The following is a 13,617-nucleotide window of genomic DNA, read 5'->3' as shown; positions in this document are numbered from 1 at the left end:
GGCCGTTCGGATGTGCCGACGAATTCCTGGGGCCCCCTCTGCTAGATTGGTCTATACCACATGGACCATCTCCAGAACGGCAGGCCAAGCGTGGAAGTTGTCATCGTTCCGGATGCCGTGACGGGCGGCGAGCTGATCGCCGAGGCCATCGCCACCCTGGTGCGCCGTAAGCCCGACGCGCTGCTCGGTGTGGCCACCGGCTCCACCCCGTTGCCCATTTACGAGGCGCTGGCGGCGAAGGTCCGGGCCGGCGCGGTGGACGCCTCGCGGGCCCGTGTCTGCCAGCTCGACGAGTACGTCGGACTGCCGGCCGGGCACCCCGAGTCCTACCGTTCGGTGGTCCTGCGCGAGGTGGTCGAACCGCTCGGTCTCGGCGCGGAGTCCTTCATGGGGCCCGATGGCGCGGCCGAGGACGTACCGGCCGCGTGTGAGGCGTACGACCGCGCGCTGCGGGAGGCGGGCGGTGTGGACCTCCAGCTGCTCGGTATCGGCACGGACGGACACATCGGCTTCAACGAGCCCTGCTCGTCGCTCGCTTCCCGTACCCGCATCAAGACACTGACCCGGCAGACCCGGGAGGACAACGCCCGGTTCTTCGACAGCCTCGACGAGGTGCCGCACCACGTCATCACCCAGGGCATCGGCACCATCCTGGAGGCCCGCCATCTGGTGCTGCTCGCCACCGGCGAGGGCAAGGCCGACGCGGTGGCCCACGCGGTCGAAGGCCCGGTCGCCGCGCTGGTCCCGGCCTCCGCACTGCAACTCCACCCGCATGCGACGGTCGTCGTGGACGAGGCGGCGGCCGCCAAGCTGAAGCTCGCCGATTACTTCCGTGCCACCTACGCGGCAAAGCCGGAGTGGCAGGGCCTCTAGGCCCGTAGGGCCGGGGAGGCGGGTGAGTCGGTCCGTCAGCCGGTCGGTGCCACGGCGTTCGGCCGGGTCGGTTCCACGGGCTTCAGCCGGACCGGTGAGCCTGACCGGTCGCCCGGCACCCAGCCGACCCCTGGGCCTGCCGGGTGCCCCGGGCAGAGGGGCGGCGAGGGCGGCGAACGGCGGGTCAGCCGGCGGAGGGCAGGCGTTGGCCCGTGAGGGCTTCGGTGGCGGCCTGGGCGCAGACGCGGGCGGCGCCGTGGGTGGCGATGTGGAGGGCTCCTTGGGGCGGGGCCTGGGGGACACCCATTTCGACGACCGCGGTGTCGGGGCGGGCGGCGAGGAGGCAGCGGAGCGCGTCGGCCATCCAGGGATGGCGGTGAACGTCGCGGACCACGGCGACGAGGCGGCGGCCGGCAGCCGCCGTGAGCAGCCCGTCGACCAGCGCGGCGGGGCCGGCCTCGGCAGCGGCCTCTGCGGTGCAGGTGGCGGTCCCGGTGCCCGGGAGGAGGCGGGTCAGTGCGGCGGCGACGCCCCAGGGCGTCTCGTCGCCCACGGCGATGTTGGCGAGGGGGGTGAAGGCGGCGACGTAGGCGGGACCGTCCAGGGGTGCGTACGGGCCGGTGGCGGTGAGGCGCAGGGCGCGACGGGCCGCGGTGAGGCCGATTCCGGGCGCGGGCGCGACTCGCTCCCCCGGGCCGGCGTTCCGGCGCCGGCCGGCCAGCGCGCGTACCCGGGCCGCGGCGTCGGCGAGCCGCTGCTCCGGCAGTTCGCCGTCCCGCACCGCCCGTACCAAGGCGTCGCGCAGCCGCAGCACGATGTCCTCGTCGGCCAGTCCGCCGCCCACGCAGAGGGCGTCGGCGCCGGCCGCGAGGGCCAGTACGCTGCCGCGTTCGATGCCGTAGGTGGCGGCGATGGCCCGCATCTCCATGCCGTCGGTGACGATCAGCCCGTCGAAACCGAGGCCGCCGTCGGCGGCGGGGGCCCGCAGCAGACCGTGCAGTGCGGCCGGACTGAGCGTGGCCGGGTGCGCGTCGTCCAGGGCGGGCAGCAGGATGTGGGCGCTCATCACGGCCCGGGTACCGGCGGCGACGGCGGCGCGGAACGGGACCAGTTCGCGTTCCCGGAGGGTGGTCAGATCGGCGGCGATCCGCGGCAGGTCGTGGTGGGAGTCGACGGCGGTGTCGCCGTGGCCGGGGAAGTGCTTGGTGCAGGCGGCGACACCGGCGGACTGCAGGCCCTCGACATAGGCGGCGGTGTGCCGGGCGACCAGCTGCGGGTCGGCGCCGAAGGAGCGGACGCCGATGACCGGGTTGGCGGGGTTGGAGTTGACGTCGGCGGAGGGGGCCCAGTTGAGGCTGATACCGCAGTCGGCCAGCCGGCGGCCGAGTTCGCGGGCCACGGCGCGGGTCAGGTCGGTGTCATCAACGGCACCGAGCGCGTGGTTGCCGGGGAAGGAGGAACCGCGGCGCACTTCGAGGCGGGTGACATCGCCGCCCTCCTCGTCGATGGCGACGATCAGCTCCTCGCGTTCGGCGCGCAACCGGCCGGTGAGGGCGGCGAGTTGGTCCGGATCGGCGACGTTGCGGCCGAAGAGGCCCACCGAGACCAGGCCCTCGCCGAGCCGGCGCAGCAGCCAGTCGGGCGCGGTGGTGCCGGTGAAGCCGGGCTGGAGGACGGCGAGGGCGTCGCGGGTGACGGTGTCGGCGGGGCCCGCGGGGCGTACGGGAGGCGTCATGAGCTGCGTTATCCCTTCACTGCGCCGGAGGTGAGGCCGCCGACCGCCTTGCGTTGCAGGAACAGGAAGAGGACCAGGACCGGGACGGCGAAGATCGAGGCGGCTGCCATGGTGGCACCCCAGTCGTCCCCGAACTGCGTCTGGAACTGCGAGAGCCACAACGGCAGGGTGCCCATGGCGGGTTCCTTGTTGAGGACCAGCACCAGCGGGAATTCGTTCCAGGCGGTGATGAATCCGAAGAGCGAGGTGGCCATCAGACCCGGCGCCAGCAGCGGGAAGACGACTTTCAGGAACGCCTGGCGGCGCGAGCAGCCGTCGACCATCGCGGACTCCTCCAGCTCCCTGGGCACCGCGGCGACATACCCCCGGAGCGTGAGCAGGGTGAAGGGCAGCACCATCACCATGTAGAAGAAGGTGAGCGGGAGCAGGCTGTTGAGCAGGTCCGCGTCCCGGACGATCAGATAGACCGAGATCACCATCACCTCCCACGGGGCCATCTGGGCGACCATGAAGGTCAGCAGGATGCCCTTCCGGCCCCGGAAGCGCATCCGGGTCAGCGCGAACGCCCCGCACAGGGCGATCACCAGCGAGAGACCGACGGCGAGCACGGTCACCAGCACCGAATTCCCCGCCAGGACCCAGAAGTGCGGGGCGTGCACGGCAGTCGCGAAGTGTTCGAGGGTGCCGTGGACGGGGAACCACACGGGGTCCTCGGTGATGATGTCCCGGGTCGGTTTGAAGGCCGTGTTGAACATCCAGTAGACCGGGAAGACGAAGCCGAGGGCGAGCACGGCCGCCATGGCGTTGGGCCAGATGCGGCCGGTGAGAGAGCGCTTCACAGCTCGTTCTCCTCCCGCTGTTCCTGCTTGAACGTCAGACGCAGGTAGGACGCGGTCATGGCCAGCAGCACCACGATCGTCAGCAGGGAGATCGCGGCGCCCATGCCGAAGTGGAGGTTGCCGACGCCCTCGGTGAAGGCGTGGATGGGCAGCGTTTCGGTGAGCCGGTCGGGGCCGCCCTCGTTGATCGCGAAGATCTGCGGGAACGCCTTGAAGACCCAGATGACCTCCAGGAACGTCGTGGCGAGGAAGAACGGCCTGAGGAAGGGGAAGGTGACGGAGGTGAAGACCTTCCAGGTCCCGGCGCCGTCCATCCGGGCCGCTTCGTAGAGCTCCCTGGGGATGGTCGTGGTGGCGGCATAGAGGTTGAGGGCCACGAACGGCAGCGACTGCCAGACGATCAGCACGGTGATGACGAAGAACGTCGACAGCTGGCTGCCGACCCAGTCGTAGTGGGCCATGGAGTGTCTCCCGAGCCTGTCCAGCAGCCAGTTGACGACGCCGTAGCGGGAGTCGAAGAGCCACTGGAAGACGGTGGTGGCGGCGATCACCGGCATCGCCCAGGCCAGCACCAGCGCGGCGGAGAGCGTGAGGCGCATCTTCGTGCCGAGGCGCGCCAGCAGCAGCCCGATCAGTACGCCGAGGATCATGATCAGGGTGACGTTGACCGCGGTGAAGACGAGGGTGCGCAGAGTGACCCGCCAGAACTGCTCGCTGCCCAGGATCTCCTGGTAGTTGCCCGTCCCGCGCCAGTCCGTGAGGTGCTGGATCAGCTCCTTCATGTTGAGGTTCTGGAAGGAGAGCAGGAGATTGCGGACCATGGGCCAGCCCAGGAGGACCGCGGTCGCGAGCAGGGCCGGCAGCAGCAGGAGGTAGGGGGCGCCGCGCGCGGCCCGCCGGCGGCCTCCGCCGCGCCGGGTGGGCGGTGCGCCGCCCCTGCCGGTCCGCGGCGCGGTCCGCTCCCCCACGCCGTCCAGCTGCACTGCCATGGCCCTGCTCCCCCTCGCGTCCCGTCGGGCTCGTGGTGCCGGAGGGTGGGTCCGCGCGGACCCACCAGGTGTCGGCTACTGCTTGGCGAGCCGCGCGTTGATCTCGGGCTCGATGTCCCTGGCGGCGTCGGCCGGGGACTTACCGCCCAGCACCGCGGTCATATAGCTCTTGATCGGGTTCGGTACGTTCTCCACCGCGGCCCACTGGGGAATCAGCGGGGTGGTACCGCCGGACTTCTCCGCAGCGGGTGCGGCGGCCGCCACGGCCGGATTCTCCTTGGCGGCACCTGCCAGGGCGGCGGACTTCGGGGTCCAGCCGGATTCCTTCACCATCTGCGCGTCGTTCTGCTTCGACAGCGCGACCTTGAGGAACTCCTTGGCGAGTTCCTGGTTCTTGCCCATTCCGGCGACCGCGAAGTTGGAGCCGCCGAGGAAAACGCCCTCCGGCTTGTCCGCGGTCTTCCCGGGGATGGTGAAGAAGCCGATGTCCTTCTTCATCTCCGGGTTGGCCTTGACGGCCGCGGCGGCCTCGTAGCCCATGGCGATGACGGCGCCGGTACGGCCCTTGGCGAAGATCTCGGCCTGCTGCGGGGTCGCCTCGTCCTTGTTCTTGGGGGCGGTGCTGAAGGCCTGGTACTGCTTGTAGAGGTCCATGGCCTCGGCGACCTTCGGGTCACCGAGGTTGGAGACCCATTTCCCGCCCTGCTTCTTCACCAGGTCGGCGCCGGTCCCGATGGTCAGGCCGTCGAAGAAGTACCAGTTCTGGCCGGGCAGATACAGCGGTTCGGCATCGGTCTTCTTCTTGATGGCGGCAAAGGCCTTGAAGAGTTCGCCGCGGGTCCGGGGAGTGCCCTTGAGCCCGGCCTCGGCCCAGATCTTCTTGTTGTACATCACCACGCGGTTTCCGGCGAACCACGGCAGTGCGTACTGCTTTCCGTCCACGACCGACGCCTTGTTGAAGGCATCATTCCAGTCGGCGCCGATCTCCTTCTTCAGATCGCCGAGTTCGGCCAGGGCGCCGGCCTCGGCATAGGCGGCGGTCTGGGTGTTGCCGATTTCGACGACGTCCGGCGGTGTCTCCTCGGAAAGGGCGGTGCTCAGCTTCTGCTGAATTCCGTTCCACTGCTGGACCTTGAATTCGACGGTGGCACCGGTCTTCTTCCTGAACTGGGCGGAGACCTGCTCGGTCCACTGCGCCGGATTCGAACCGCTCATCACCCAGACGGTCAGCTTCCGGCCTTTGAACCCGTCCGCGCCCGCCTTGTCGCCGCCGGACCCACAGGCCGCGACCCCCACCAGCATTCCCGCGACCGCCGTCGCCGCCATGAGCCCACGCTTCATTGCGCTCTCCCCCCAAGGGCCGGGTGTGGTCTTTAATGGTTTAGACCAGTGCCCCGCAGCTTGGCCTAGACCTTTAGGGGTGTCAAGGGTGTATAAGAGTCGCTGTCAGGTCCGTTACCGGACCGACATCCGGCGGGCCGGGGCGTGCAAGGGAGCGCGGGAAACCCACCCGTGCCACGATGTGAGCCGCTATGTACGGAGGAGCCGGTGACGGCAGCGCGACAGGAGTCGGAGAGGCGGGTCATGGACACGGACGGGGGCAGCGGTGCCGAGAGCGGCGGCACACGGACCGCACGGGTGCCCAAGTACTACCGCCTCAAGCGGCACTTGCTGGAAATCACCGAGACCCTGCCGCCCGGCACCCCGGTCCCGCCCGAACGCACCCTCGCCACGGAGTTCGACACCTCCCGTACGACGGTGCGTCAGGCCCTCCAGGAGCTGGTCGTCGAGGGACGGCTGGAGCGCATCCAGGGCAAGGGCACGTTCGTGGCCAAGCCCAAGGTTTCCCAGGCGCTGCAACTGACCTCCTATACGGAGGACATGCGGGCCCAGGGCCTGGAGCCGACCTCGCAGTTGCTGGACATCGGCTATGTCACGGCGGACGACCGGCTCGCCGGACTGCTGGACATCGCCGCCGGCGGCCGGGTGCTGCGCATCGAGCGGCTGCGGCTGGCCAGCGGCGAGCCGATGGCCATCGAGACCACCCATCTGTCGGCCAAGCGCTTCCCCGCGCTGCGCCGGAACCTCGTCAAGTACACCTCGCTCTACACCGCGCTGGCGGAGGTGTACGACGTCCGACTGGCGGAGGCCGAGGAGACCATCGAGACCTCACTCGCCACCCCGCGCGAGGCCGGTCTGCTGGGTACGGACGTCGGCCTGCCGATGCTGATGCTCTCCCGGCACTCGCTCGACGCGCAGGGGCAGCCGGTGGAGTGGGTGCGCTCGGTCTACCGCGGCGACCGCTACAAGTTCGTCGCCCGGCTGCGCCGCCCCGCGGACTGACCGCCGTCGGGCCGGGCGGAGCACTCGCCGCCCGGCCCGCCCCCTGCCCTGCCGTCGCCCCTGCCGTCGCCGGACGGCTGACGGCGCAGGTCGCGGCCGGATGCATTCTTGATACCGATATGCGGACAGCTAGTGACGCGTGCCACTCCCCTGCCATAGATTCAGCCAATTGCACAGGCGACAGCAGGGGACGGAGCCACGGTCATGACACAGTCAGCCGCACCACCGGATCGCAGACAGCTCGTCACGCCCACCCGTGTGGTGGCCGGGCTCTGCCTGATCGCTCCGTTCGTCGCGATGCTCTGGGTGAACTCGTACGCCCGGATCGAGCCGAAGTTCATCGGGATTCCGTTCTTCTACTGGTACCAGATGCTGTGGGTGCTGATCTCGACCGCGCTCACCACCGTCGCCTACACGCTCGTGCAGCGTGAGCGGCGCGCCCGCAAGGGAGGTGCCCAGTGACTCCCACGACCGCGCCGCTCGCCCCGGGCGCACTCGCCGCCTCCCAGACGCACGGCGTCAACGGCGTCGCACTGGCCGTCTTCGTCTTCTTCTTCCTGGCCGTCACGGTCATGGGCTTCATGGCCGCGCGCTGGCGCAAGGCCGAGCAGTCCGAGAACCTCGACGAATGGGGCCTGGGCGGCCGCAGCTTCGGCACCTGGGTGACCTGGTTCCTGCTGGGCGGCGACCTCTACACCGCGTACACGTTCGTGGCCGTCCCGGCGGCGATCTACGCGGCGGGCGCGTCCGGTTTCTTCGCCGTGCCCTACACCATCCTGGTCTACCCGCTGATCTTCACCTTCCTGCCCCGGCTGTGGTCGGTCTCGCACAAACACGGGTACGTCACCACCTCCGACTTCGTCCGCGGCCGCTTCGGCTCCAAGGGCCTGTCGCTGGCCGTGGCGCTCACCGGCATCCTGGCCACGATGCCCTACATCGCCCTCCAACTGGTCGGCATCCAGGCCGTCCTGGACGTGATGGGCATCGGCGGCGGCGAGAACACCAACTGGTTCGTCAAGGACCTGCCGCTGCTGATCGCGTTCGCCGTACTGGCCGCGTACACCTACTCCTCGGGGCTGCGGGCGCCGGCACTGATCGCGTTCGTCAAGGACGGGCTGATCTATCTCGTCATCGCCGTGGCCATCATCTACATCCCGATCAAGCTGGGCGGCTTCGACGCGATCTTCGACTCGGCCGGCAAGGCGCTCGCCCAGCCCGGCCCCGTCCCCGGCAAACCGCGCGGCGAGCTGGCCAGCGGGCCCAACGCCCAGTGGGCGTACGCCACTCTGGCGCTCGGCTCGGCGCTGGCGCTCTTCATGTACCCGCACTCGATCACCGCGACGCTGTCCTCGCGCAGCCGCAACGTGATCCGCCGCAACACCACGATCCTGCCGCTGTACTCCCTGATGCTGGGCCTCCTGGCGCTGCTCGGCTTCATGGCGATCAAGGCCGGTACGGACATCCAGGGCAACCCGCAGCTGGCCATTCCGCAGCTGTTCGAGGACATGTTCCCGAGCTGGTTCTCCGGGGTGGCGTTCGCCGCGATCGGCATCGGCGCGCTGGTGCCCGCGGCCATCATGTCGATCGCCGCGGCCAACCTCTTCACCCGCAACGTCTACAAGGACTTCCTGAAGCCGGCCGCCACTCCCGAGCAGGAGCACAAGGTCGCCAAGCTGGTCTCGCTGCTGGTGAAGGTCGGCGCGCTGGTCTTCGTCCTCACCATGGACAAGACCGTCGCCATCAACTTCCAGCTGCTGGGCGGCATCTGGATCCTGCAGACCATGCCGTCCCTGGTCGGCGGGCTGTTCACCCGCTGGTTCCACCGCTGGGCGCTGCTCACCGGCTGGGCGGTCGGCATGCTCTACGGCACCCTCGCGGCCTACGGCGTCGCCAGCCCGACCCAGAAGCACTTCGGCGGCTCCAGCGCGGAGATCCCCGGCATCGGCGAGATCGGCTACATCGGTCTGACCGCCTTCGTCCTGAACGTGGTCGTCACGGTCGTCCTCACCTTCGCCCTGAAGGCCGCGAAGGCCCCCGACGGCATCGACGAGACCAGCCCCGCCGACTACACGGCGGACGCCGGCGACCAGGGCGTCACCGTCGACCTCCCACCCGCCACCGCGGGGGCACCGGCCGGACACTGACCCACCGGCCGCCCGGCTTCCGGCAACGGGCCGTCACGTTCCCCCGGGGACGCGGCGGCCCGTTGTCGTACACCGCTTCAGCCGGTCCAGTCCTTCAACTGCTCGGTTTCGAGCGTGATGCCGACGGGGTCGGGGAGGTGGAGGGGCTTGCCGTACGGCACGGTGCGGACGTCCTCGTAGCGGGTCCCATCGGGGTCGCTGTAGAGCGACACCTGGCCCTCCTGCCGGTCGATGAGCAGATAGAGCGGGATCCCGGCTCCCGCATAGGCGCGGGGCTTCTCCACGCGGTCACGCTGGTGCGTGTCGGAATCGGAGGAGGTGACCTCGACGACCATCAACACCGGTTCAGGGTCCGCCCATTCACCCTTGCCGACGAAGGCGCCACTGACGGAGAGTGCCCCGTCCGGCCGGGCCCGGCCGCTGCGGTACTCCTCCACCTTGAGCCCCTGGTCCGGATAGAGCCACAGCTCAGGGCGTGACTGGATGCAGAGGCGCGTCAACCACTCGATGATCCGACCGTGATCGCCGTCCGGCATGGGCTTGCTCTTGACCTTCCCGTCGATGAGTTCCAACCGCGCGCCTTCTTCCCGGCGGGCGAGTATCCGGGCGGCCTCTTCGAAATGCTCGGTCTCCATGATGTGCGGACGGTCGGCGAGCGCGGTCATGAGGCCTTCTCCTTCTTCCACGGGACGGAACAGAGAACGTGTCACCGACCATAGCCGAGGCCACTGACAGCCACCGCGCGATGACGCACGACACACTAGATATGGGGGTGCGCCTGAGGGGCCACCACCACATGTATGCTCGTCCTCGCTGTCGTCGCAGGGGAATCCGGTGGGAATCCGGAACTGTCCCGCAACGGTGTAGGAGCGCGTCCGACCGGCCGGATAACGGCCCCGGGGGCGCGCCCGTGCAGTCCGAGGACCTGCCGACGGTACGTCCGTACCGCCATGGGTGCGGGCGTCGATACGTCCCGGGCCCCGAGGGTTGGGCCGATGGATGCCGCGCGGTGCGCCCGCGCACCCCTGCCGTCACGGGGTGCCGCATGCCCGCGCGCCCGTCGCGCCCGCTCTCCCGGCCCCGCCGAGTGTAGGGAGAGCACCACGTGACCATCGCGCCAACGGAACCCGCGTCAGACGCCGAGGCCGTGCCGCCCGTGGTGGACACGCCTCCCGGTTCCGCCGACGGCGGACCGGGCGAGGACGGGCCGGGGGTCGCGCTGCTGCGCACCCTGACCCGGCTGACCGAGGACCTGACCGCGACCGACCCCGGCAAGGTGGCCGCCGCCGCGCTGCGCGGCCGGCACCCTGGCTCCGACGAGGCCGAACTGCGGTCGCTGGCCACCGATGCCGCGGCCGGTCTGATCGGTGACGAGCCGCAGTACTCCAAGCTCGCGGCGCGACTGCTCACCCTCGCGATCTCGGAGGAGGCCGCCGGACAGGGGGCGGTCGCCTTCTCCGCCTCCGTCGAGGTCGGCCACCGCGAAGGGCTGATCGCCGACGAGACCGCGGAGTTCGTACGGGCCCATGCCGCCCGGCTGGACGCGCTGGTCGACCGGGCGCTCGCCGACGGGGCCGACGACCGCTTCGGGTACTTCGGGCTGCGCACCCTGCACTCCCGCTACCTGCTGCGGCACCCCACCACCCGTCAGGTCATCGAGACCCCGCAGCACTTTCTGCTCCGGGTGGCCTGCGGCCTCGCCGAGGACCACGGCGACCGCGCGCTGGCCGACGTGGCCGAGCTCTACCGGCTCACCAGCTCGCTGTCCTACCTCCCCTCCTCCCCCACCCTCTTCAACTCCGGCACCCGCCACCCGCAGATGTCGTCCTGCTATCTGCTGGACTCGCCGCTGGACGAGCTGGACTCCATCTACGACCGCTACCACCAGGTCGCCCGGCTCTCCAAGCACGCCGGCGGCATCGGGCTGTCGTACTCCCGCATCCGCGCCCGCGGTTCGCTGATCCGCGGCACCAACGGGCACTCCAACGGCATCGTGCCGTTCCTGCGCACCCTGGACGCCTCGGTCGCGGCCGTGAACCAGGGCGGCCGGCGCAAGGGCGCCGCCTGCGTCTACCTGGAGACCTGGCACGCGGACATCGAGGAGTTCCTGGAGCTGCGCGACAACACCGGTGAGGAGGCGCGCCGTACGCACAACCTGAACATCGCGCACTGGATCCCGGACGAGTTCATGCGCCGGGTGGCGGACGACACCGACTGGTCGCTGTTCTCGCCGTCGGACGCCCCTGAGCTGGTGGACCTGTGGGGCGAGGAGTTCGACGCCGCCTACCGGAAGCTGGAGGCCGAGGGCCGGGCGCTGAAGCAGATCCCGGCGCGGGTGCTGTACTCCCGCATGATGCGCACCCTGGCGCAGACCGGCAACGGCTGGATGACGTTCAAGGACGCCGCCAACCGCACCGCCAACCAGACCGCCGAGCCCGGCCAGGTCGTGCACTCGTCCAACCTGTGCACGGAGATCCTGGAGGTGACGAACGACGGGGAGACCGCGGTCTGCAACCTGGGGTCGGTCAACCTCGCGGCGCATCTCGGCGACAACGGGGAGATGGACTGGGAGCGGCTGGACGCGACCGTCCGCACCGCCGTCACCTTCCTCGACCGCGTGGTGGACATCAACTTCTACCCGACCGAGCAGGCCGGCGCCTCCAACTCCCGCTGGCGCCCGGTCGGCCTGGGCCTGATGGGTCTGCAGGACGTCTTCTTCCGGCTGCGGCTGCCCTTCGACTCGCCCGAGGCGCAGGAGCTGTCGACCCATATCTCCGAGCGGATCATGCTCGCCGCCTACGAGGCGTCCGCCGACCTCGCCGAGCGGCACGGCCCGCACCCGGCGTGGTCCGCGACCCGCACCGCCCGCGGTGTGCTGCACCCGGACCACTACCCGGACGCCGAGCCGCGCTGGGCGGACCGCTGGGCGGCGCTACGCGCCCGGATCGCCACCACCGGTATGCGCAACTCGCTGCTGCTGGCGATCGCGCCGACCGCGACCATCGCCTCGATCGCGGGCGTGTACGAGTGCATCGAGCCGCAGGTCTCCAACCTCTTCAAGCGCGAGACGCTGTCCGGTGAGTTCCTCCAGGTCAACGCGTATCTGATCGAGGAGCTCAAGGCGCTGGGGCTGTGGGACGCCCGGACCCGGGACGCGCTGCGCGAGGCCAACGGCTCGGTGCAGGACGTCGCGTGGATTCCGGAGGAGGTCCGGGCGCGGTACCGCACGGCCTGGGAGATCCCGCAGCGCGCGCTGATCGACATGGCCGCGGCCCGTACGCCCTACCTCGACCAGAGCCAGTCGCTGAACCTCTTCATGGCGTCGCCGACCATCGGCAAGCTCAGCTCGATGTACGCCTACGCCTGGAAGCGCGGCATCAAGACGACGTACTACCTGCGTTCGCGTCCGGCGACCCGGATCGCGCAGTCCGCGCGCGCCGCGACCGTTCCCGCACAGCTTCCGGTGGCCGACCCCGAGGCGGTCGCCTGCTCCCTGGAAAACCCCGAGTCCTGCGAGGCCTGCCAGTAATGCCCAACCCGTCGCCCGACCACCGCCCCTCAACGACGGCGCTGCGCGCCGAAAGCCCCGCCGAGCCCAGCGCCGCGGCGGCCCACACCGCGACCACCGGCGAGAAGAACCTCCTGGACCCCGGCTTCGAGCTGACCCTGCGGCCCATGCGGTACCCGGAGTTCTACGACCGCTACCGGGACGCCATCAAGAACACCTGGACCGTGGAGGAGGTCGACCTCCACTCCGACGTCGCCGACCTCGCCAAGCTCTCGCCGGGTGAGCAGCACATGATCGGCCGGCTGGTGGCGTTCTTCGCGACCGGCGACTCGATCGTGGCCAACAACCTCGTGCTGACGCTCTACAAGCACATCAACTCCCCCGAGGCGCGGCTGTACCTGAGCCGTCAGCTCTTCGAGGAGGCCGTGCACGTCCAGTTCTATCTGACGCTGCTGGACACCTACCTCCCCGACCCGGACGACCGTGCGGCGGCATTCGCCGCGGTGGAGAACATCCCGTCCATCCGGGAGAAGGCGGAGTTCTGCTTCAAGTGGATGGACTCGGTCGAGCGCATCGACCGGCTGGAGTCCAGGGCCGACCGGCGCCGCTTCCTGCTGAACCTCATCTGCTTCGCGGCCTGCATCGAGGGGCTGTTCTTCTACGGCGCCTTCGCGTACGTGTACTGGTTCCGCTCCCGCGGGCTGCTGCACGGGCTGGCCACCGGCACCAACTGGGTCTTCCGCGACGAGTCCATGCACATGGAGTTCGCGTTCTCGGTGGTGGACACCGTCCGCGAGGAGGAGCCCGACCTCTTCGACGACGCGCTGGAGCAGCAGGTCACCGAGATGCTCAAGGAGGCCGTCGAGGCGGAGCTGCAGTTCGGCCGCGACCTGTGCGGTGACGGCCTGCCGGGCATGAACACCGCGTCGATGCGCGAGTACCTGCAGTGCGTCGCCGACCAGCGGCTGCAGCGGCTCGGTTTCGCGCCGGTCTACGGCTCGGAGAACCCGTTCTCCTTCATGGAGCTGCAGAACGTCCAGGAGCTGACCAACTTCTTCGAGCGCCGGGCGTCCGCCTACCAGGTCGCCGTCGAGGGTTCGGTCTCCTTCGACGACGACTTCTAGGCACCGTCAGGAACCGTCCTCCCGCGCCATCCGCGGCGCCCCTTCACCCTGGTGACACGCCG

General features: G+C 69.9%; 11 protein-coding genes and 1 riboswitch. Of the genes, 6 read left to right on the top strand and 5 right to left on the bottom strand.

All coding sequences use genetic code 11. The annotated features are described in order from the left end of the window. Positions 1-90 precede the first annotated feature (90 nt). On the top strand, positions 91-873 hold the full coding sequence (gene nagB, locus ACFW5B_RS24665; protein ID WP_386443558.1) for a glucosamine-6-phosphate deaminase: 783 nt from the start codon (positions 91-93) through the stop codon (positions 871-873). 184 nt (positions 874-1,057) lie between these two features. Here the strand turns inward: nagB and ACFW5B_RS24660 are convergent, their stop codons facing one another. The 4 genes from ACFW5B_RS24660 to ACFW5B_RS24645 all read right to left on the bottom strand — a co-directional run bounded on the left by ACFW5B_RS24660 (position 1,058) and on the right by ACFW5B_RS24645 (position 5,777). Next, on the bottom strand, positions 1,058-2,608 hold the full coding sequence (locus ACFW5B_RS24660; RefSeq protein ID WP_386443450.1) for a glycoside hydrolase family 3 protein: 1,551 nt from the start codon (positions 2,606-2,608) through the stop codon (positions 1,058-1,060). Positions 2,609-2,616: 8 nt separating this feature from the next. Then, positions 2,617-3,447, bottom strand: coding sequence for a carbohydrate ABC transporter permease (locus ACFW5B_RS24655; protein WP_386443446.1), 831 nt, complete (start codon positions 3,445-3,447; stop codon positions 2,617-2,619). Next, positions 3,444-4,436 (bottom strand): carbohydrate ABC transporter permease, encoded by a 993-nt coding sequence (locus tag ACFW5B_RS24650; RefSeq protein ID WP_386443443.1) that lies wholly within the window; start codon positions 4,434-4,436, stop codon positions 3,444-3,446. The genes ACFW5B_RS24655 and ACFW5B_RS24650 overlap by 4 nt, the downstream gene beginning before the upstream one ends. Positions 4,437-4,511: 75 nt before the next feature. After that, complete coding sequence (locus ACFW5B_RS24645; RefSeq protein ID WP_386443440.1) at positions 4,512-5,777, bottom strand: extracellular solute-binding protein; 1,266 nt, start codon at positions 5,775-5,777, stop codon at positions 4,512-4,514. 243 nt (positions 5,778-6,020) lie between these two features. On the opposite strand from ACFW5B_RS24645, the gene ACFW5B_RS24640 reads away from it, so the two are divergent. The 3 genes from ACFW5B_RS24640 (at position 6,021) to mctP (ending at position 8,923) form a co-directional block, all read left to right on the top strand. Continuing rightward, on the top strand, positions 6,021-6,779 hold the full coding sequence (locus tag ACFW5B_RS24640; RefSeq protein ID WP_386443555.1) for a GntR family transcriptional regulator: 759 nt from the start codon (positions 6,021-6,023) through the stop codon (positions 6,777-6,779). A gap of 204 nt (positions 6,780-6,983) precedes the next feature. Then, positions 6,984-7,241, top strand: a complete 258-nt coding sequence (locus ACFW5B_RS24635; RefSeq protein ID WP_386443437.1) for a DUF3311 domain-containing protein — start codon at positions 6,984-6,986, stop codon at positions 7,239-7,241. Then, positions 7,238-8,923 (top strand): monocarboxylate uptake permease MctP, encoded by a 1,686-nt coding sequence (gene mctP / locus ACFW5B_RS24630; RefSeq protein WP_386443434.1) that lies wholly within the window; start codon positions 7,238-7,240, stop codon positions 8,921-8,923. Before ACFW5B_RS24635 ends, mctP begins: the two co-directional genes overlap by 4 nt. Before the next feature lie 77 nt (positions 8,924-9,000). On the opposite strand, the gene ACFW5B_RS24625 is transcribed toward mctP, so the two are convergent. After that, entirely contained in the window at positions 9,001-9,588 is a 588-nt protein-coding gene (locus ACFW5B_RS24625; protein ID WP_386443430.1) for a Uma2 family endonuclease, read from the bottom strand. A 118-nt stretch (positions 9,589-9,706) separates the two neighbouring features. Beyond that, a riboswitch (cobalamin riboswitch) is annotated at positions 9,707-9,871 on the top strand. Between the two features lie 157 nt (positions 9,872-10,028). Here ACFW5B_RS24625 and ACFW5B_RS24620 point away from each other — a divergent pair. Both ACFW5B_RS24620 and ACFW5B_RS24615 read left to right on the top strand, forming a co-directional pair. Then, positions 10,029-12,452 carry a ribonucleoside-diphosphate reductase subunit alpha gene (locus tag ACFW5B_RS24620; RefSeq protein WP_386443427.1) on the top strand — a complete coding sequence of 808 codons (2,424 nt, stop codon included), beginning with the start codon at positions 10,029-10,031 and terminating at the stop codon, positions 12,450-12,452. After that, entirely contained in the window at positions 12,452-13,555 is a 1,104-nt protein-coding gene (locus ACFW5B_RS24615; protein WP_386443424.1) for a ribonucleotide-diphosphate reductase subunit beta, read from the top strand. The genes ACFW5B_RS24620 and ACFW5B_RS24615 overlap by 1 nt, the downstream gene beginning before the upstream one ends. The last annotated feature ends 62 nt before the right edge of the window (positions 13,556-13,617 follow it).

The organism is Streptomyces sp. NPDC058773 (genome assembly GCF_042746015.1).
Taxonomy (GTDB): Bacteria; Actinomycetota; Actinomycetes; order Streptomycetales; family Streptomycetaceae; genus Streptomyces.
Note: the sequence above shows the minus strand (reverse complement) of the source record. Positions and strands in the feature narration are given on the sequence as shown.